Annotated in this window: 19 protein-coding genes; 11 read left to right on the top strand and 8 right to left on the bottom strand. The window is 59.9% G+C overall.

Features of this window, described 5'->3' with window-relative positions; translation table 11 throughout:
• The first annotated feature begins 83 nt into the window (after positions 1-83).
• The gene (gene trhO / locus CSING_RS12490; RefSeq protein ID WP_042532805.1) at positions 84-1,034 is read left to right on the top strand and encodes an oxygen-dependent tRNA uridine(34) hydroxylase TrhO; all 951 of its coding nucleotides are present in this window, start codon (positions 84-86) and stop codon (positions 1,032-1,034) included.
• On the opposite strand, the gene CSING_RS12485 is transcribed toward trhO, so the two are convergent.
• From CSING_RS12485 to CSING_RS12475, 3 genes are all read right to left on the bottom strand, one after another.
• Positions 997-1,473, bottom strand: coding sequence for a membrane protein (locus CSING_RS12485; protein ID WP_042532803.1), 477 nt, complete (start codon positions 1,471-1,473; stop codon positions 997-999). The two genes, trhO and CSING_RS12485, sit on opposite strands and share 38 nt — an antisense overlap.
• Before the next feature lie 22 nt (positions 1,474-1,495).
• The gene (locus tag CSING_RS12480; RefSeq protein ID WP_042532801.1) at positions 1,496-2,476 is read right to left on the bottom strand and encodes a universal stress protein; all 981 of its coding nucleotides are present in this window, start codon (positions 2,474-2,476) and stop codon (positions 1,496-1,498) included.
• 85 nt (positions 2,477-2,561) lie between these two features.
• The gene (locus CSING_RS12475; protein ID WP_042532799.1) at positions 2,562-3,041 is read right to left on the bottom strand and encodes a MarR family winged helix-turn-helix transcriptional regulator; all 480 of its coding nucleotides are present in this window, start codon (positions 3,039-3,041) and stop codon (positions 2,562-2,564) included.
• 197 nt (positions 3,042-3,238) lie between these two features.
• Here CSING_RS12475 and CSING_RS13420 point away from each other — a divergent pair, with 197 nt between their 5' ends.
• The 8 genes from CSING_RS13420 (at position 3,239) to dnaB (ending at position 11,201) form a co-directional block, all read left to right on the top strand.
• On the top strand, positions 3,239-3,616 hold the full coding sequence (locus CSING_RS13420) for a DUF5318 family protein (RefSeq protein WP_236683985.1): 378 nt from the start codon (positions 3,239-3,241) through the stop codon (positions 3,614-3,616).
• 76 nt (positions 3,617-3,692) lie between these two features.
• Positions 3,693-5,924, top strand: a complete 2,232-nt coding sequence (locus tag CSING_RS12465; protein ID WP_042532795.1) for a transglycosylase domain-containing protein — start codon at positions 3,693-3,695, stop codon at positions 5,922-5,924.
• Between the two features lie 15 nt (positions 5,925-5,939).
• Complete coding sequence (locus tag CSING_RS12460) at positions 5,940-7,343, top strand: glycosyltransferase family 87 protein (RefSeq protein WP_042532793.1); 1,404 nt, start codon at positions 5,940-5,942, stop codon at positions 7,341-7,343.
• Positions 7,340-7,531, top strand: coding sequence for a hypothetical protein (locus CSING_RS12455; protein WP_042532791.1), 192 nt, complete (start codon positions 7,340-7,342; stop codon positions 7,529-7,531). Before CSING_RS12460 ends, CSING_RS12455 begins: the two co-directional genes overlap by 4 nt.
• 138 nt (positions 7,532-7,669) lie before the next feature.
• Positions 7,670-7,960: a 30S ribosomal protein S6 gene (gene rpsF, locus CSING_RS12450; protein ID WP_186302234.1), complete on the top strand. Its 291-nt coding sequence runs from the start codon at positions 7,670-7,672 to the stop codon at positions 7,958-7,960.
• Between the two features lie 62 nt (positions 7,961-8,022).
• Complete coding sequence (locus CSING_RS12445; protein ID WP_042532787.1) at positions 8,023-8,622, top strand: single-stranded DNA-binding protein; 600 nt, start codon at positions 8,023-8,025, stop codon at positions 8,620-8,622.
• A 46-nt stretch (positions 8,623-8,668) separates the two neighbouring features.
• A complete protein-coding gene (gene rplI, locus CSING_RS12440; protein ID WP_042532784.1) occupies positions 8,669-9,121 on the top strand; it encodes a 50S ribosomal protein L9 in 453 nt (150 codons plus the stop codon).
• A gap of 640 nt (positions 9,122-9,761) precedes the next feature.
• Positions 9,762-11,201: a replicative DNA helicase gene (gene dnaB / locus CSING_RS12435; RefSeq protein WP_042532782.1), complete on the top strand. Its 1,440-nt coding sequence runs from the start codon at positions 9,762-9,764 to the stop codon at positions 11,199-11,201.
• A gap of 20 nt (positions 11,202-11,221) precedes the next feature.
• Here the strand turns inward: dnaB and CSING_RS12430 are convergent, their stop codons facing one another.
• The 4 genes from CSING_RS12430 to CSING_RS12415 are packed head-to-tail and all read right to left on the bottom strand — an operon-like array spanning position 11,222 to position 15,486.
• A complete protein-coding gene (locus tag CSING_RS12430; RefSeq protein WP_042532780.1) occupies positions 11,222-11,686 on the bottom strand; it encodes a VanZ family protein in 465 nt (154 codons plus the stop codon).
• A 28-nt stretch (positions 11,687-11,714) separates the two neighbouring features.
• Complete coding sequence (locus CSING_RS12425) at positions 11,715-13,049, bottom strand: MFS transporter (RefSeq protein WP_042532778.1); 1,335 nt, start codon at positions 13,047-13,049, stop codon at positions 11,715-11,717.
• A gap of 11 nt (positions 13,050-13,060) precedes the next feature.
• Positions 13,061-15,280, bottom strand: a complete 2,220-nt coding sequence (locus CSING_RS12420) for a heavy metal translocating P-type ATPase (protein ID WP_042532776.1) — start codon at positions 15,278-15,280, stop codon at positions 13,061-13,063.
• A gap of 5 nt (positions 15,281-15,285) precedes the next feature.
• A complete protein-coding gene (locus CSING_RS12415; protein ID WP_042532774.1) occupies positions 15,286-15,486 on the bottom strand; it encodes a heavy-metal-associated domain-containing protein in 201 nt (66 codons plus the stop codon).
• Between the two features lie 144 nt (positions 15,487-15,630).
• Here CSING_RS12415 and trxA point away from each other — a divergent pair, with 144 nt between their 5' ends.
• Both trxA and CSING_RS12405 read left to right on the top strand, forming a co-directional pair.
• The gene (trxA, locus tag CSING_RS12410; protein WP_042532772.1) at positions 15,631-16,005 is read left to right on the top strand and encodes a thioredoxin; all 375 of its coding nucleotides are present in this window, start codon (positions 15,631-15,633) and stop codon (positions 16,003-16,005) included.
• Positions 16,006-16,165: 160 nt separating this feature from the next.
• Entirely contained in the window at positions 16,166-16,978 is an 813-nt protein-coding gene (locus CSING_RS12405) for a PspA/IM30 family protein (protein ID WP_042532765.1), read from the top strand.
• A gap of 165 nt (positions 16,979-17,143) precedes the next feature.
• Here the strand turns inward: CSING_RS12405 and CSING_RS12400 are convergent, their stop codons facing one another.
• A complete protein-coding gene (locus tag CSING_RS12400; protein WP_042532763.1) occupies positions 17,144-18,457 on the bottom strand; it encodes an NYN domain-containing protein in 1,314 nt (437 codons plus the stop codon).
• Between the last annotated feature and the right edge of the window lie 16 nt (positions 18,458-18,473).

The following is an 18,473-nucleotide window of genomic DNA, read 5'->3' as shown; positions in this document are numbered from 1 at the left end:
CTTGGCGACGCTGAACTGCATGTTTCGGGTTCCAGGTCTGGGGGTTTGGGGCTTTGCTCTTTGCGGGGCCTAGACTTGCGAGCGTGACTATTGGCAAGATTCTCCTCTACTACTGCTTCACTCCCATCGAGGACCCCACCGCCATCATGCTGTGGCAGCGTTCCCTGTGCGAGAAGCTGGGGCTTAAAGGCCGCATCCTCATCTCGGAGCACGGCATCAACGGCACTGTGGGCGGCGACATGGACGCCTGCAAGCGCTACGTGCGTGAGACCCGCGAGTACCCGGGCTTCAAGAAGATGGAGTTCAAGTGGTCCGAGGGTAGGGCGGAGGACTTCCCGCGCCTCTCGGTCAAGGTGCGCGAGGAGATCGTGGCCTTCGGCGCGCCGGGCGAGCTCAAGGTGGATGAGAACGGAGTCGTCGGGGGCGGGGTGCACCTGAAGCCGGAAGAGGTCAACAAGCTGGTGGAAGAGCGCGGCGATGAGGTCGTCTTCTTCGACGGCCGCAACGCCATGGAGGCGGAAATCGGCAAGTTCAAAAATGCCGTCGTCCCGGACGTGAAGACCACGCACGATTTCATCGCGGAGCTCGAATCCGGCAAGTACGACTGGATGAAGGATAAGCCGGTGGTGTCCTACTGCACCGGCGGTATTCGCTGCGAGATCCTGTCTTCGTTGATGAAGAACCGCGGCTTTAGTGAGGTCTACCAGATTGATGGTGGCATCGTGCGCTACGGCGAGAAGTACGGCAACGACGGGCTGTGGGAAGGCTCCATGTACGTCTTTGACAAGCGCATGCACCACGAGTTTGGCCAGGGCCTGGAGGATCCGGGCTTCATTCAGCTGGGTCACTGCGTGCACTGCGGGAAGGGGACGAACACCTTCCACAACTGCATCAACGAGGACACCTGCCGGCAGCAAGTGCTCATCTGTGATGACTGCATCCAGCACGTAGAAACCCAGCACTGCGGGCGTGAGGACTGCGCGGAGGTTGCGCGGGCTAGAGCTCAGGAGCCAGAAGGATCTGAATATCGTTGATGCCCCACAGCATGAAGTTGCCGGCCATCACCCAGAAGATGGCCATCCAGCCGCGCCAGCGCACATAAGACTTGAGCTTGCGCACCATAATGAGCGCGCAGCCGATTAAGCCCGCGAAGGGGATGATCATTGTGGTGGTGGCGAAGATAGTGCGCTGAGTCTTCGTGCACAGCCACGTGGCATAGACCGCGGGATGGCAGTCAGTAGTGCTGCCGGTGAACTTAAAGATGCCGGCAAGGATCAACGCATAAAGCGCGGAACCGGCGAGGATGACCACCATGAACCACACGGCTTGGCGGGTGGAGCGGCGGTTGGCTTCGGCAACGGCGAGGGGATCGGGGGCGTCGGCAAGCTCGTCGAAGCTCTGTGGTTCGGGGCGGCGCAGGTTAGCGTAGTCCGCGTCCGAGGTCAGATCGTTTTCAGGATGCTCAGCTGCCATGGTGTGCAGTCTAACGCGTGGCTCAGGCGGCAGTCTCCGGATCCGTGGGGCACACGAGAACCGGCACGCGCACATGGGGAAGAAGTTCGGTGGCGGTGCTGCCGATGAAGACGCGGGCGATGGGGCCCATCGGGGCAGAACCTAGGCAGAGGAGATCGCCCTTCTTCCACTTGAGTGAATCCACTGCGCCGGCCCAGCCATTGCCGTTGCCAATCGCTGTGGTGACCTCAAGGTCGGGGTAGTGCTTCGCAACGAGGTCATGGGCGCGGTCCAACAAAGACAAGGAATGCTCGTGCCAATTGGGGGCGTCGGTGGGGAAGGTAGGGGAGTAGTCCAGGGGGACGTCGAGAAGCCCCTCGGGTGAAAACGCCAGCACGCGCAGAGGCAAGCCGCCGCGCTGCGCCATGCAGGCGGCGTGGAGGAGTGCGGAGTCTTCGTGGCAGCCGCGGTCTGTAAAGGCAAAGTTGATGCGGGTCACGCCATGCTTGGACAGTTTGACGCTGCGGGGGCTCAACCCCAGGGGAAGCGGAGAGTAATGGAGGAGGGCATCCGCAGTGGAGCCGGAGAAGAAACGGCCCTTCGGTGCGGACTGATTCGCGCCGAGCAAGATGACATGGGCACCAAAATCTTGTGCCATCTCCTCCAGAAGTTGCGGGCGGGAGGGCCCAGCTACGAGAACAGAGACGTTCTTATCCAATTGAGATTTGTGGACGCCCGCGGCAACCAGTACGTCGCGGACAGCTTCCTCGCAGACGGCGCGCTCCTTCTTAAACCACTTCTTGTAGGAGCCGTTGAGTTTGCTCAAGGAGGTGACGGTCAGCGGCTGCGAAATGGTTGAGACAACGCGAATCTGTACCGGTGTGGACCGTGCGATCCACGCGGCAAAATCGATAGCCTCGGTGCCTGCAGAGCTAGGGCTCCACGACACGAGGATGCGGATCGGATCGAGAGGAACCTCTGAGGTTGTCTGCCCCTCCGCGGGGCGTGAAGATTTCTTAGCCATTCAGTACAAGTTTCGGGGTAGTTTTATCCATTATCGACCCCGGCGGCCATAAAAAGAAAATCTGAATATGGCCATAATCTATGGTCTATTTGCCTTCCATGATAGGGCGGTACACATCGGCCAGTTTGGATATGAGATTCACCAGGGAGTCAGCGTCCTGGATGTCCTCGGGTTCGAGCCAGCGCAGAATCTCCGCCAAAGCGGCTGCACGCTGGCGGGAGACTATGGTCAACTCGGCCTCACCGAGTTGCGTCAGAGCAACGAGGACACCACGGCGGTCCTTTTCATCGCGGTGGCGCTCCACAAAACCGTGTCGCTCCAATTGGTACAGAGCATTGGAGGCGGTGGGCATGCGAATCAACTCAGCTTGCGCGATGGTGCTCACACGGGAGGGGCCGCGCATGCGGAGCTGGTTCATGATAGACACTTGGGACGTGGTTAGGGATGTGCCCTCAGTGGTGCGCTGGAAAATCAGCATGAGCTTGTTGAGCGCGGGCTGAATTTGGCGGGCGACCTCAAGGGCATCCTCGTAAGAAACGGGGGACTCACTATTTTCTTCACTCATGGAAAATAAGTTTAGCGAGTTGCGCGTCACAATGGTAGTTAGCTTGCTGAAAAATTTAGTTTTTGCAGCGTGAACTGCCCACAGTGGGGACGGAGCCCGTAGAACAGTGAGATCGAGGGGCATAGATCGTTGTCACAGCCCCTACTAAAGTAGGTTGGGTACATTCTGCGTCGATAACAGCAAAGGAGGCAGGACAGGTGGCAGCGAATTCACCCGTGGCGTATCGCAACGAGGTCTCCTATGAATGGGAGCGCGCGCAGCATCTGCGTGACCTCCGCGCGGGACGGATGAGCCGTGAGGAGTTGTGCGACGCCGATTTCCTCCTTCGCGCCGCTGCAGAGCATCACGGCGTCGATATGCACAAGCCCTGCCCCATCTGCGAGAGCCAGATGCGGCTTACACGCTGGGTATATGGCGAGTCCTTGGGCCGCCGCGCCGGGAGCGCGCGAAGCGAGTCGGAGATAGCCGAACTCGCGGGCGAGGGGTTGGAATTTACCGTCCATACGGTGGAAGTGTGCCCGGCGTGCCGCTGGAATCATCTTCTACGAGCAGCCACGGTCTATGCTTTAGAGTAGTTTTGGCTTCCCAGTTCACGCCGGTAAGCTGCATGTATTTACAGTTTCTGTACAGGATTGATGAGGACACGGATCAGTGACCGAAAAGGAAACGTCTCGGAGCAAGCACGGCAGTCAAAAGACACGCAAGCCGGCGAGGAAAAAGCACACTAAGCGCCGCTGGCCATGGATTGTGCTGGTTGTTCTGCTTATTGTTGTGGCTGTCCCAGCCGCACTTTTTGGCTATGCCTATACGCAGTATGACGTCCCCGACTCCGAGGAGTTGCAGCCCAGCCAGATTTCCACCATCGTCGCCCGCGATGGTGAATCACAGCTGGCCAAGCTCGTGCCGCCGGAGGGTAACCGCCGTCAGGTCACCTTGGAGGAGATCCCCGACTATGTCGAGGATTCGGTTCTGGCTGCGGAGGATCGTGAGTTCTGGACGAACTCCGGCTTCTCCTTCACGGGTCTCGGCCGCGCTGTATTGGGCAAGCTCACCGGTGATGCCAGCGCTGGCGGTGGTTCCACCATCACTCAGCAGTATGTGAAGAACACCCTGGTGGGTGACGAGTACTCCTATGTTCGTAAGATTCGCGAGCTCATCTACTCCGTGAAGATGACCAATGAGTGGTCCAAGGAGGAAATCCTTAACGCTTACCTCAATACCGTCTACTTCGGCCGCAACGCCTATGGCATTGAGGCAGCGTCCAACGCGTACTTTAATAAGGACGCTAAGGACCTCACGAAGGAAGAAGGCGCGCTGCTCGCAGGCGTTATCCAGTCGCCGTCTGTCCTCGATCCGTGGGTAGATGAGGAACGTTCTCATGCTCGTTGGGACTACGTCATGGATGGCCTCGTTGAGATGGGTGACCTGGATCAGGCTGAACGCGATCAGTTGGTCTTCCCGGAAACTCGCGATCCGTCTGAGTATTCCGCTTACACCGAAGCGCCAGGCGCTTATGGCCACATCAAGAACCAGGTCATCGATGAGCTGTCCCGTGTGGGCATCACTGAGGATCAGCTGGCCACCGGTGGTCTGAAGGTGACGACGACCATTGATATGACCGTCCAGAATGCATCGACGGATGCTGCCCACGCAGAGCTGGGAGTGCTGCAGGAAGATGCACGCGCGGCAGCAGTCACCATTGACCCGGCCACGGGTGCCGTGCGTGGCTACTACGGCGGTGACGATTCCAACGGCTGGGATTATGCCAACTCCCCACTGCAGACCGGTTCTACCTTCAAGATTATGACCCTGGCCGCAGCTCTCCAGCAGGGCATTAGCCTCGATACTTACTACTCCTCGGCGCCCTACCAGCTGCCTGGATCGCAGCTCGTGACCAACGACGTGGGTGCCGGCTGCGGTAGCTGCTCCATCGCTGAGGCAATGAAGAATTCTTATAACACGTCCTTCCTGCGCCTCCAGGATGACCTGGAAAACAAGACGCAGGACACCGCGGATATGGCGCATGCGTTGGGCGTGCCGCGCAGTCTTCCGGGGATTGAAAAGACCCTCACTGAAAATGGTGGAACGCCGTACGAGGGCATCGTGCTGGGCCAGTACCAGTCGCGTCCGCTCGATATAGCGACGGCAATGGCCACCTTGACCAACCAAGGCATATGGCATCAGCCGCACTTCGTGGAAAAGGTAGAAAACGCTGCCGGCGAAGTCCTCTACGAGAACCCGACCGACGGCGGTGAACGCCGTGTCTCCGCCAACGTGGCCAACAACGTGATCTCCGCGATGCAGCCAATTGCCGCATGGTCCAATGGTGCGCTAGCTGGCGGACGCCCGTCTGCCTCCAAGACTGGTACGACGCAGCTGGGCGATACGGGCCAGAACAAGGATGCGTGGATGGTCGGTTCCACGCCGCAGCTGGCTACAGCAGTGTGGGTAGGCACGGCCGACAACACCTCCGCAATCTTTAATCAGTGGGGCGGCATCATGTACGGCTCCAACTCGCCGACGAAGATCTGGAAGTCCATCTTGGACACCTCGCTTGCTAACGTCGAGCAGCAGGCCTTCCCGCAGGCGTACCCCATTAATTACGGCGTGGGCAGCTGGGGTTCCGGCTACAGCTACGACCCGAGCCAGACTCAGACCTGGCAGCAGACTCCGGTCACTCCGGGAGGGGAGACTGCGGAAGGCGGCGAGGGCAACGAGGGCGAAGTCCATGAGGGCGAGGGGCAGGACGGCGGCCCCGATAATGTTCCGGCGCAGCCGGAGCAGCCGGCCCAACCCGAGATGCCGGAACAGCCGGAGCAGCCGAATTCCCCGTCGATCGATCAGTTGATTGATGATGGCCTTAACCAACTTCTCGGCCAATAGGAGACAGATTCCCCAGTGAGTCAGCAGACAACTCAACAGCTTGTTCCCCTCTCCTCCGAGTCGGTGGCGCGCGGTGCGGTCAACGCTCTGGGCGGCCGTACGGGCCGTTTCGCCCGGTCCGGAAACGCTGGCTGGTGGACGCCGCTGCGCGTCATCATCACCTTGGCATGGACATTCTTGGCCTTCGGTTTCATGAGCAAGGCCACCTGTGCGGGAAGTCGTCGAGGTGACGACGGCGTCATCAGCCTCAACTGGGACGGCAACCGCCAGTACACTTCCTTCTGCTACAACGACATTGTGCCGCTCTACGGTGGGCGTGGCTTGGATGAGCCGGGCTTTCCCTATGCCTACTCATGGGTGGAAGGTGATCTGACGCGCTACATGGAGTATCCCGTGCTCGCGGGCCTGTTCCAGGGGGCCATGGGGTGGCTAGCGCGCAACACCTATGCTGCTGTTGAGTGGATTGGCATAGCGGATGTCAGCTGGTACTTCGGATTGACCGCGTTCTTCATGGCCCTCATGTGGGTCGGTGTCGTTGTCATGGTTTTTCAGCTCACTGGCAACCGTGCGTGGGATACCATCCTCGTGGCGGCCAGCCCGCTCGTTGTCATCCATGCGTTTACCAACTGGGACATTCCTTCCGTGGCGTTCATGGTGGGCGCTCTCCTTGCAGTGACCAAGCGTAAGAATCTGCTTGCCGGTGTCCTCATTGGATTGGGTACGGCGTTTAAGCTGTGGCCCCTCTTCATTCTTGGGGCTTTCTTGGTCCTCGCCATGCGGAACAAGCGTTGGGCACCGTTTGTCACGATGTTTGTTTCCACGATTGTCACGTGGGGCGTCGTCAACCTTCCGGTGGCGTTGAAGTACCCGGAGGCGTGGCGCGAATTCTTCCGCCTTAACCAGGAGCGCGGTGCGGAATGGACCACGATTTATGCGCTCATCAACCGGATTACGGGGGTGGACTTCACGCCGGAGTTCCTGAACACGTTCTCGTTGGTGGCTTTCCTCGTCTCCTGTGCAGCCATTGCGGTTCTGGGTCTGAAGGCGCCGCGCACTCCCCGTGTGGCCGAGCTGGTCTACCTCATCATTATGGCGTTCCTCATCTTCAACAAGGTGTGGTCGCCGCAGTACTCCCTGTGGCTTGTGGTGCCGGCGGTACTGGCCCTGCCTCGTTGGCGTCTCATACTGAGCTGGGCGCTTGCCGACGCCCTCGTCTGGCCCATCCTCATGTGGCACATGCTCGGATCTGAAAACAAAGGCCTGCCGCATGAGATGCTTGACATTGCTGTCATGACGCGCGATGCCTTCATCATCGCTATTGGTGTGCTCGTCATCCGTCAGATGTGGGGCAAGACCGAGGACAAGGTTCGTGCGGCGCATAGTGGGCGCGATCCCCTTGCCGGAGGGTTCGGCACATGATCATCACGATTGTCGGCATCGTGTCGATTTTCCTGGGATTCTTGTGCGTAAGCACGGCCTACTATCTTTTTCAGCGTACTGAGAACCGCATGTGGCCTCTCGTTCTCGGGTTGCTGGCCCTCCTATTTCTCACTGTCATTCCGGCGAGTACCGCTATTTTCTTCGCGGCGACGACCAACGGCATGTAAAAGCTGGGGAGTGATTTCTTTTCCGCCGGTCAGTGCGGTACTGTGTGGGGGTTGCTTGACGCAACAGACCCTCCTGCCATATCCGCAAAGGTGATATGGCCGATACCAATTACTAGACCATAGGAGGTGATGAGGTCCGTGCGTCACTACGAAGTCATGATCATTCTGGATCCGAATCAGGATGAGCGCACCGTAACCCCGTCCCTGGATAAGTTCCTCGACGTCATCCGCAAGGATGGCGGCAAAGTCGACAAGGTTGACGTGTGGGGCAAGCGCCGTCTTGCCTACCCGATCAACAAGAAGGAAGAAGGCATCTACGTCGTCGTAGACCTGGAGTGCGAGTCCGAGTCGGTACTCGAGCTCGACCGTCGCCTGAACCTGAACGACTCCATTCTGCGTACCAAGGTTCTGCGCACCGACAGCAAATAGCGGATACTGGGTTTCGAGCATTTCTACACGAATCCACGTAACCGATATTAAGGAGTAAAGACATGGCTCAGGGAGATACCAACATTACGGTTGTCGGCAACATTGTTGCTGATCCGGAACTGCGCTTCACCCCGTCGGGTGCCGCAGTAGCAAACTTCCGCGTTGCCTCCACCCCGCGTCGCTATAACCAGCAGACCTCTCAGTGGGAGGACGGCGAGGCCATGTTCCTCACCTGCAACGTGTGGCGTCAAGCTGCAGAGAACGTTGCGGAGACCCTGACCAAGGGCATGCGTGTTATTGTCACTGGCCGTCTGCGCCAGCGGTCATACCAGACCCGTGAGGGCGATAACCGCACCGTCTTTGAGATTGAGGTCGATGAGGTAGGTCCGTCCCTGCGCTACGCGTCCGCACAGGTCACCCGCAAGTCCGGCAACGGCGGCAATGGTGGCAATTACGGCGGCGGCCAGCAGCAAGGCGGCGGCAATTTCGGCGGCGGCAACAACTACGGTGGTGGTAGCAACCAGGGCGGTTTCTCTGGAAACCAATCCCAGTCTTCTGCCCCGCAGCAGTCTCAGCAGCAGTCGGCTCCGAGCAACGATCCGTGGAATTCGGCACCTCAAGCAGGAAGCTATGACGGTGCGGATGCAGAACCCCCGTTCTAAGACTGTCACGCAAGTATTCATTTAACTCAATTGAAAGGCAGGGATCATGAAGCTGATCCTCACCGCTGCCGTTGAGAACCTCGGCGCCCCCGGCGAAATTGTTGAGGTTAAGGACGGCTACGGACGTAACTACCTGCTTCCGCGCGGCCTGGCTATTGTTGCCACCCGCGGTGCTGAGAAGCAGATCGAGGGCATCAAGCGTGCCCAGGAAGCTCGCGAGATCCGCGACCTGGATCACGCACGCGAGATCCGCACCCAGCTGGAGGAGCTCAAGGACGTCAAGGTCCCCGTGAAGACCTCCGAGTCCGGCAAGCTCTTCGGCTCCGTGTCCGCTGAGGACATTGTTAACGCCGTTGCCGCCGCTGGCGGCCCGAAGCTGGACAAGCGCATCGTTGTGCTGCCCAAGGGCCTGGTCAAGAAGACCGGCAACTACCAAGTCGAGCTCAAGCTGCACGCTGATGTTCTCGGCAAGGTGAACTTCTCGGTCGTTGCTGCCTAAGAACTAAGGCGCACGACGGTCAACTCCGTCCTTCCCACGTGTGAGGCGTGGCAGTAGGACGCAGACATGACCCACTGACAACAGCAAGGCGTAAAGGCCGTGTTTCTCCCACTATGTGAGGTGGTGGAGAGGGCACGGCCTTTCGCTGTTTTCCCAGTCCAGCAGCCGAGCCACCGGTACTGTGCAGAGATGTGGATAACTGTGAAATTCTGTGGATAACTCTTCGGCTAGTTTACGATGAGTTTACTCACACGGGTCGTTGTTAACCTGCTGGTAGCTGCGATTTAGCGCGAATAGTCGTACTTTTCCACCGAATCTGTGCACTTTTTCACACCGCAAAAAACTAGCTTTGACCTGCGGTTATTATCTGTGCAGGTCACGGCGGGTATAAGTTATCCACAGCTCTGACCTTGGCCTTCCGGAGACCCAAGTCGCCTGAGCTGGTAATTCCACAACCTCCTGTGGATAAATCTGGAAGTTATGCCCAAGGGGGAGTGTCCGAGGCCTCGGCTAGACTGTTGTGTACTTCGCTGCTACGCCTTCTCGCCGGATCCAGCCAACATGCCACAAGGTTTTCGGGAGGGAGATAGCGGGCGGGACACGTGTAGGCAAATACGAGCACCCCGGGGGTTGATGAGAAATGACTAACGCCAGTTTCGACGATGACTCTGTACCACTGCCGCCGGAGCCCTCCGAGGATGAATCGCGCCGCTCCTATCGCCGCGGCCACTCACGCCCCGAGGAACCGAAGCGCTATGGAGAATTCCGCCAGCCACCAGCAGACCGTGAGGCAGAGCAGGGCGTCTTGGGCGCGATGCTGCTCAGCCCGAATACGGTGATGGAGGTCATTGAGGAGCTTGAGCCCGAGGACTTCTACTACCCAGCCCACACGCTCATCTATCAGGCGATGATTGACCTGTATGCCGGCGGTACGGATATTGACGCGGTTATCGTGGCCTCCCGCCTGGACCGCTACAACAACTTGGAGCGCGTCGGCGGCGCGCCCTATCTTCATACTCTGCTGGCCACAGTTCCCACGGCGGCTAATGCGCGCTACTACGCTGAGATCGTCGCGGAGAAGGCTGTGTTGCGCAAGCTGGTTGACGCCGGTACGCGAGTGGTCCAGTTGGGCTTCGAGGGCTCTGAAGACCTCGAGATTGAATCAGTGCTGGACCGCGCTCAGCAGGAAGTCTTCGCGGTAGCGCAGAAGAAGACTACTGAGGACTATCGCTCGCTGACTGATCTTATTGACCCCACGATCGATGAGCTTGCTGCCCTCCAACAAAATGGCGTGGAAGCCGGCGTTCCCACCGGGTTCATTGACTTGGATAACCTCACTAACGGTCTGCGCGCGGGCCAGATGATCATTGTGGCGGCGCGTCCGGGTGTGGGTAAGTCCACCCTAGCCATGGACTTTATGCGTTCGGCGTCCTTGCAACATAACAAAACCTCCGTCGTGTTCTCCCTTGAGATGTCCGCCTCGGAGATCGTTATGCGCCTGCTCTCGGCGGAGGCGGAGGTCAAACTTTCCGATATGCGTGGTGGGCGTGTCTCTACGGAGGATTGGGCCAAGATTGATGACACCCTCAACCGCATCCAAGACGCGCCCCTGTTCATTGATGATTCCCCGAACCTCACCATGATGGAAATTCGTTCCAAGGCGCGCCGCCTGAAGCAGCAGCACGGCCTCGACCTCATTGTTTTGGACTATATGCAGCTGATGTCCTCGGGCAAGAAAGTGGAGTCCCGCCAGCAGGAGGTTTCGGAATTTTCGCGCCAGCTCAAGCTGCTGGCCAAGGAACTTGAAGTTCCGCTGATTGCAATCTCGCAGCTTAACCGTGGTCCGGAATCCCGTACAGACAAGAAACCGCAGCTGGCGGATCTGCGTGAGTCTGGCTCGCTGGAGCAGGACGCCGATATGGTCATGTTGCTCTACCGCCCAGACTCACAGGACCGCGATGATCCTCGCGCGGGCGAAGCGGACATTATTTTGGCCAAGCACCGTGGTGGTCCGATTGACACGGTCAAGGTGGCCCACCAGCTGCATTACTCCAAGTTCGTCAACATGGCGCACGGCTAGGGAGAAAACCGGCCCCAGGTTTATAGGTCCACCACCGCGTTGGGGTCACCCAACCGTGGGCCAAGAATCACCAGCACCAAGAAAACCGCAGCTGCGGCCAGCGCCAGCCATCGCCACAGCGGGAAGAAACGCTCGCCACTAAGGCGAGCTAAGGCTGCTCCGATGAGTGCGCCCAGGGTATTGAAGATGAGATCATCAATATCCGTGCGCCCGAGCGCGAAGGCATACTGCGTAGTTTCGAGCGCTAGGCTCAGAGCGAAGCCCCACGCGGCCGTCTTAGGCAACGACCGGCACAGGGCAAAGACCAGCATGCCGAAGGGAATGAAGAAGGCGGTATTGCCCGCGTACTCAAAGAGCGGGCCAAACCAGGTGCCGCCTGAAAACTCGTCGAGCGGTACCAGCCGCAGGTCCCTTACACGCTGGTTTTCCGGCTTCCACAGGTAGCCGATCTGATAGAAGGGCTTGAGCGTGGTGAGAGCGACCATCACCGCTATCCATGCGGCGAGGGATACTCTATTGAGCAAGGGCCTTGCCTTTCAGCTCGGGGAGGCTGAGCGCAGCGAGTGCCGCTATGGCGAAGGCCGCGGCGAAGAGCACGAAGAGCCAGCCGGTACCTGCCGCAGCAATAAGAGGCGGGACAATGAGCGGGGCGAGGATGGAAGCGAGGCGTCCGAAGCCGGCGGCGGCGCCGGTGCCGCGGCCGCGAAGTGCCGTGGGGTAGAGCTCTGGGCCGATGGCGTAGAGCGCGCCCCATGCGCCCAAGTTGAAAAAGGATAGCAAGCAGCCGGCCAGAATGATCATGGCCTCGCTGCCGGCGAAGCCGTAGAGACCCGCGGACAAGGCGGAGCCCACGAGGAAGGTAGCCAGTGTGCTGCGGCGCCCCCACACCTCAATGAGCCAGGCAGCCGCAGCGTAGCCAGGCAGCTGTGCCAGCGTGATGATGAGCGTGAAGCTGAAGGATTTCACCAGGGAGAAGCCGTCAGCAACAAGCAGAGACGGAATCCAGATGAAGGCGCCGTAGTACGACAGGTTGACGCAGAACCAGATGGTCCACAGTGCCAGTGTGCGTCCGCGCAGGCTCTTCGACCAGATGCTGGTGGCGGTGACGTCTTCTTCGGAGTACGTCGGTGGGGGCGTCGTGCGGTCGATGTCGGCGTCATCGACCTCGGCTTCAAAGGAAGCGACGATCTCCTCGGCCTCTTCGTGGCGCCCCTGAGATTCTAGGAAGCGCACGGACTCAGGAAGCTTGAGCCGCACGAACAGAGCGTACATGGCCGGTACCATGCCGAGGGCTAATGCCCAGCGCCAGCCGCTTTCCGACGCCCCCACGACAAACGTTCCGATAACAGCCGCAAGAATCCAGCCCAAGGCCCAGAAGGCTTCGAGCAAGACGACCATGCGCCCGCGTACCTTGAGCGGTGCAAACTCGGAAATGAGAGTGGAGGCCACGGGAAGCTCCGCACCAAGCCCGAGTCCAATGAAGAAGCGTAGGACAATGAGAATCGTCAGCCCGGTCGCTAAGGCCGATGCGCCCGTTGCCAGTCCGTAGACCAGCAATGTCAGGGCAAAGATGTGGCGGCGGCCAAACTTATCGGCCAACAAGCCACCGAACGTGGCGCCCAACGCCATGCCGATGAAGCCGACAGAGGCAAGCCAGGAGGACTCGGTGGGCGTGATACCCCAGTGCACGGCGAGGGCTGCCATGATGAAGGAGATGAGGCCCACATCCATGGCATCGAGCGCCCAGCCAATGCCGGAGCCGAAGAGGAGACGTTTGTGCTTGGGAGTAACTGGAAGCCGGTCAAGGCGTTCCGTGCGGGAGATAGTGTGATGATCAAGACGATTCATGCACCGTTATGCTACTCCGAAGAGGTAAAGCTTTTTAGGCGAAGTGAATTCGTGACAACGAATACGGAGCTCAACGCCATGGCCAGGCCAGCAAGAAGGGGATTGAGCAGGCCGAAGGCCGCAACCGGGATGAGAATAATATTATAGGCAAAAGCCCAGAAAAGATTGCTCTTGATGATGCGCAGCGTGCGGCGAGCAAGGCGCACAGAGTCAGCCACGGAACTTAAGTCGTTGTTCATCACGGTGATATCGGACGCTTCGATGGCCACGTCCGCGCCGGCGCCCATGGCAATGCCGAGGTCTGCCTGTGCAAGTGCGGCGGCATCGTTGACGCCGTCGCCCACCATGGCCACAACCTTCCCCTCGGCCTGAAGGCGCTTGACGGCATCGACCTTGTCTTCCGGCATGACCTCTGCCAGGACGTCTGACGGGGCGATACCTACCTCGCTGGCTACGGCACGCGCTGCGCCAGCATTATCTCCGGTGAGCAGGTGGGGCTCGAGTCCCAGCTCTTTCAGGCGGGCAATAGCGGAAATGGAGGAATCCTTGATGCGGTCATGCAGTTCGATGGTGCCGGCTAGGTCACCGTCGACATAGACACCGACCTGGGTGCCCGTGCCCTCGTATCCAGCAGGCGGGCGGCCGACGCGAACCCGGGAGCCGTCGATAGTCGCTTCGATGCCCTGGCCGGGGAGTTCCTCATAGGCTTCCGCGGCGGGTAACTCGCCCTCGTAGGCGCCAACGATGGCGCGGGCGATGGGGTGCTTGGAGCCTTTCTCCACGGCCGCGGCAAGGCGCAGGAGTTCATCTTCCGTGAGGGTCGTGGTGGTCGACGCTGACGAGGGGGTTACCTCCGTGACAGACATCCGGCCTTCGGTGATGGTGCCGGTCTTGTCGAGCACGATGGTGTCGATCTGCCGGGTTGATTCCAGGATTTCCGGGCCCTTGATGAGGATGCCCATTTCGGCGCCCCGGCCGGTGCCGACGAGGATTGCGGTGGGCGTCGCCAAGCCCATGGCGCACGGACAGGCAATGATGAGCACGGAGACCGCGGCGACAAACGCTGGGGCGACGCCACCGACGATGAGGTGCGCGGCGAGGGTGAGAAGCGCGATACCGATGACGATGGGGACGAAAACGCTGGCGATGCGGTCGGCAAGACGCTGGATAGGTGCCTTTGAGGCCTGGGCGTCGGTGACGAGCTTGCCCATCTGAGACAGCACCGTATCGGACCCCACACGGGTGGCGCGCACTTCCAGGCGGCCTGAGGTGTTGATGGTCGCGCCCGTCACGCGACTGCCTGGGGCGACCTCGACCGGGAGGGATTCGCCCGTGAGCAGTGACTCATCAACGGCGGAGTGCCCAGCGGTGACGACGCCATCGGTGGCGATCTTTTCACCGGGCCGGACAACGATGGTGTCACCCACGCGCAGGTCGGAGACGGAAATACGCTGTTCCGTCTCGCCTCGCAGAACGGTCGCGTCCTTCGCGCCCATGGTGAGCAGAGTCGTGAGCGCTTCCGAGGAGCGGCCCTTGGCCTTGACCTCGAACCAGCGCCCCAAAAGTAGGAAAGTGATGACCATTCCAACTGACTCAAGGTAGATATGGTCCATCTGGGCATCGTTGGAGCGCAACGTCATGTGCATGGTCATTCCGGGCATGCCGGCATTGCCCAGGAAAAGGGCGTAGAGGGACCAGACATAAGCCGCAGTGGTGCCCAAGGTGATGAGCGTGTCCATCGTGGCTGAGCCATGCTTGAGGTTGGCCCACGTGGCTCGGTGGAAGGGCGCGCCACCAAAGATGTACACGATGGTTGCCAACACCAAGCAGGCCCACTGCCAGTGCTGAAACTGCAGGGCTGGAACCATAGACAGCACCATGAGTGGCAGTGACAGCGCACCGGAGACGACCGTGCGGTGCAGAAGATCGGCGGCTTCGGCATCACGCGCGGATTCCGTCGGTGTGGTCCCGGATTCAGTGTCGTCCTCACTACCCATGGTGAAGGCCCCGTATCCTGCGCCTTCGACAACCTCAATGAGATCGGCAGGTGTAGTGGTGTCAGGGTCATAGCTCACGGAGGCGGACTCCGTGGCGAAGTTGACCGTGGCCTCAACGCCTTCAACCTTGTTGAGCTTGCGTTCGACGCGGGAGGAGCATGAGGTACATGTCATCCCGGTGACACCGAGGTCGAGGTGGGCTAGGGGGCCGGCGGGCTGGAGGACGTTAGTCATGATAGTTAGGCCAGCTCGTAGCCAGCTTCGGCGATAGCGGCAGCAACCTGCTCGTCAGTGAAGCCCTCGCCACTGACGCTGACAGCGCCGGTAGCGTGGTCAGCGGTGACCTCGGTGACGCCGGCAATCTCGCCAACTTCTTCCTTGACGGACATCTCGCAGTGACCACAGGTCATGCCGGTAACGGTGTAATTCTTGGTAGCCATGGTGGAGGTTCCTTTCTATTGGGAATGATCTAAATCCGAGGGTATACCCCCCTAGGGTATTCTTGCAAGGAATAGAACGGTGTTGTGTACCGTTGTGGGGAGAAGAACCTAAGAATGAACCCGAATTGATAGGGAGAATGACCAATGGCAACGATTGATATTACTGAGGACAAGTTCAAGGAGCTTATTGAAGGCGAAGGCATTACGCTTGTCGATGCCTGGGCGGAATGGTGCGGTCCCTGCAAGCGCTTCGGCCCGATCTTTGAGAAGGCCTCCGAGGAGCACCCGGACGCTACCTTCGCCAAGCTCGATACTGAAGCTAACCAGGAGTTCGCAGCCAAACTGCAGATTCAGTCCATCCCGACCCTGATGGTCTTCCGTGACGGCATCATGGTGTTCCGTGAGGCAGGCGCACTTCCGCCGGCAGCATTGGAGGACCTCATCACCCAGGTCAAGGCTCTCGATATGGATGAGGTCCGCGCCCAGGTGGAACAGCAGCAGGGCGAGCAGGCTGAATAATCCCTAGCCCGCATCACGCGCGCTTTTCTGTGAGTATCGCTACACTCGCAGGAAAGCGCTTTTTATTGCGCCACTACAAACGACATAGATAATTCAGACGACTGCATTCAACAACCGCGGCGGGATGCTCTGCCGCAGGAAGCATGAAGGAGTAAGCGCGATGGCTAATCCATTCAGCAAGGGCTGGAAGTACGTGATGGCATCTTTCGATCAGAAGATTGATGAGAATGCCGACCCGAAGGTCCAAATCCAGCAGGCAGTGGAAGGTGCAAAAGAACAGCACCGTCAGATTTCCGAGCATGCCGCGGAGATCATTGGCCGTAAGTCCCAGCTGGAGATGCAGCTCAACCGCCTGGTGAAGTCTCAGAAGGACTATCAAGATCAGACGCGCCGGGCTCTCGAGCTCGCTGAGAAGGCCGAGGATCCGCAGGTAGCGTCCGAGTACAACCAGGCTGCTGAGGTTGTAGCAAGCCAGCTCGTTGCGGTGGAGAAGGAGCTCGAGGGAATTAAGGCCCAGCACGAGGCTGCCACCCAGGCCGCTGAGCAGGCCAAGGCTCAGCAGCAGCAGTCAGAGGCACGCCTCAAGGAGCAGCTGGCACAGGTGGATCAGCTCCTGGCGCAGGCTGACCAGGCCGCTATGCAGGAGAAAAACGCTGAGGCTCTCGACTCCATGAATGAGTTGAAGCCAGACGATTCCACGCCGACGTTGGATGGCGTGCGCGCCAAGATTGAGAAGCGCTACGCTGACGCCCTTGGCGCCCAGGAGCTGCACCAAGCCTCCGGCGGGGATCGCATTCAGGAGATTACTGCCGCAGGCCACGATATGGCCGCGACCTCTCGCCTCGATGAGATTCGTGCCGAGATGGCCAAGGACAAGGAGCTGGAGTCCGGTGCTGGCGATAAGCCCGCGGACGCTATTGAAGCTGGTTCCGATGGCGAAACCGACGCCACCGAGGGCCCCGACGGGAAGTAGCAGAGGAACCACAGTAAAGGGACCTTCTAGGGCAAGGGATTGGGTAAATCCCGGGTCGCGGATAGCGACAAGCCCTAGAAGGTCCCTTTACTGTGGTCCTGGTGAGGCACACAGGCAGCAACGCGTGTGCTGCTATGGCTTTCAGCCGCGGCGGGTACCGCCGCGTTAGCCGTCTTGGCGGCGGATGTTGATGAGCACGCCACGGATGCCGGAGTGGAAACCATCACGAAGATTCACGCGCTGGGTCTCGGTCAGGGTGTACTCATGAAGCGTTTCGCAGGCGAACTGCAACAGTGGGCGGTCGATCTCCGGGGGCAGGCCGCCGCCGGAGAGGAGGTGGGCCTGATCGCGCTGATCGGCGCTGGCCGCGTTATCGAACCACCAGGAGGCGTACTGCTGACCCACGTCGAAGGGCGATTGGAAGCCGGCGGAGCTCCAGACCTCTTCAGGTAGTGGGACATACTTCGAGCGCAGCTTACGGCGCGGGGCCATCATGGAAGGCTTTGGCGCTGAGGGCTTCGGCCCCGGCTTCGGCGCCGTATTCATATCTGAGGCCTGTGCATCCGCGGGCTTGGCTTCGGAAAATTCTTTGTTGGTGACGTCGTCCGCGTCGCTGGAGTCCTCCGTGGACGCCGCGGCGGCGGGCGAGCGACGGCCGGAAAGAATGGGCTCATCCTCGTCGATGGGCGCCTCGGCGGTCGCAGCGTCTGGTGCGGCGGGGGCCGCAGCGGAAGGAGTGGAGGGACCAGGCTTCGGCGCCGAAGGGAAGGCGGCTTGGGCTTCCGTTGGCTCTTCAGGCTCGTGGTCCTCACCGTCCGTGGTGCTGTCGGTGGGGGCGGAGGGTTGGTCGGCGGGGACGTCGCCAAGCACCGCGTCAGAATCGGACTCCTCGTCGGACTCGCGCGGCTCACGGATTGTCGGCGGCAGTGGCCCCTCGAGGACTTCGAGTTCCATGGCGTCGGCGAAGTCCTCGCGCGGGTCGAGGATGGTCGTGGAGTCACAGGCGTGGCGAAGGGCCGAGGACATGGAATCCCATCCGAAGCCGTAGAGGTGCACGCGTACGCCGTTGTTGACGGCCTCCTGGACGCCGGGAATCATGTCGGCATCACCGGAGACCAGCACAAAGTCGGTGACCTGGCCCTTCATTGCGGAGACAATCATGTCTGCGACGAGGCGTGTATCCACGGCTTTTTGTGTGCGGCGCTCCCCCCATTCGATGAGCTGGCCGGTGCGCAGTTGTACGCCATCGCACACGCGTAGCGCGCGCTGGTAGCGGTGGGGGCCGGTATCGGGGATTCCGTCGTACCAGTACTGACGGTGAATACGGTTGCCCACCTGGTTTTCAATCATGCAGCCGAGAGAACTAACAACCTCGGGCAAATCAATCTCTAGCTGGGCCCGAGCGCCGGTCTCCCAGGAGTTATAAAAACTAGCGAGTAGGTATGACGTGTCAACGAAAACAAGTGTTCGTTCAAGCATGGCTCCTAAATTCCGT

The organism is Corynebacterium singulare (assembly GCF_000833575.1).
Taxonomy (GTDB): Bacteria; Actinomycetota; Actinomycetes; order Mycobacteriales; family Mycobacteriaceae; genus Corynebacterium; species Corynebacterium singulare.
The sequence above is the reverse complement of the archived record's forward strand: the minus strand, read 5'-3'. Positions and strand labels throughout refer to the sequence as shown.

What these genes read in the sequence shown, in the direction of transcription:
- CSING_RS12425 (WP_042532778.1), bottom strand. Translation starts at nt 13,049, where the DNA reads ATGAATCGTCTTGATCATCACACTATCTCCCGCACGGAACGCCTTGAC.
- CSING_RS12415 (WP_042532774.1), bottom strand. Translation starts at nt 15,486, where the DNA reads ATGGCTACCAAGAATTACACCGTTACCGGCATGACCTGTGGTCACTGC.
- CSING_RS12485 (WP_042532803.1), bottom strand. Translation starts at nt 1,473, where the DNA reads ATGGCAGCTGAGCATCCTGAAAACGATCTGACCTCGGACGCGGACTAC.
- CSING_RS12480 (WP_042532801.1), bottom strand. Translation starts at nt 2,476, where the DNA reads ATGGCTAAGAAATCTTCACGCCCCGCGGAGGGGCAGACAACCTCAGAG.
- trxA (WP_042532772.1), top strand. Translation starts at nt 15,631, where the DNA reads ATGGCAACGATTGATATTACTGAGGACAAGTTCAAGGAGCTTATTGAA.
- rplI (WP_042532784.1), top strand. Translation starts at nt 8,669, where the DNA reads ATGAAGCTGATCCTCACCGCTGCCGTTGAGAACCTCGGCGCCCCCGGC.
- CSING_RS12475 (WP_042532799.1), bottom strand. Translation starts at nt 3,041, where the DNA reads ATGAGTGAAGAAAATAGTGAGTCCCCCGTTTCTTACGAGGATGCCCTT.
- CSING_RS12445 (WP_042532787.1), top strand. Translation starts at nt 8,023, where the DNA reads ATGGCTCAGGGAGATACCAACATTACGGTTGTCGGCAACATTGTTGCT.
- CSING_RS12405 (WP_042532765.1), top strand. Translation starts at nt 16,166, where the DNA reads ATGGCTAATCCATTCAGCAAGGGCTGGAAGTACGTGATGGCATCTTTC.
- CSING_RS12455 (WP_042532791.1), top strand. Translation starts at nt 7,340, where the DNA reads ATGATCATCACGATTGTCGGCATCGTGTCGATTTTCCTGGGATTCTTG.
- dnaB (WP_042532782.1), top strand. Translation starts at nt 9,762, where the DNA reads ATGACTAACGCCAGTTTCGACGATGACTCTGTACCACTGCCGCCGGAG.
- CSING_RS12430 (WP_042532780.1), bottom strand. Translation starts at nt 11,686, where the DNA reads ATGGTCGCTCTCACCACGCTCAAGCCCTTCTATCAGATCGGCTACCTG.
- CSING_RS12420 (WP_042532776.1), bottom strand. Translation starts at nt 15,280, where the DNA reads ATGACTAACGTCCTCCAGCCCGCCGGCCCCCTAGCCCACCTCGACCTC.
- CSING_RS12400 (WP_042532763.1), bottom strand. Translation starts at nt 18,457, where the DNA reads ATGCTTGAACGAACACTTGTTTTCGTTGACACGTCATACCTACTCGCT.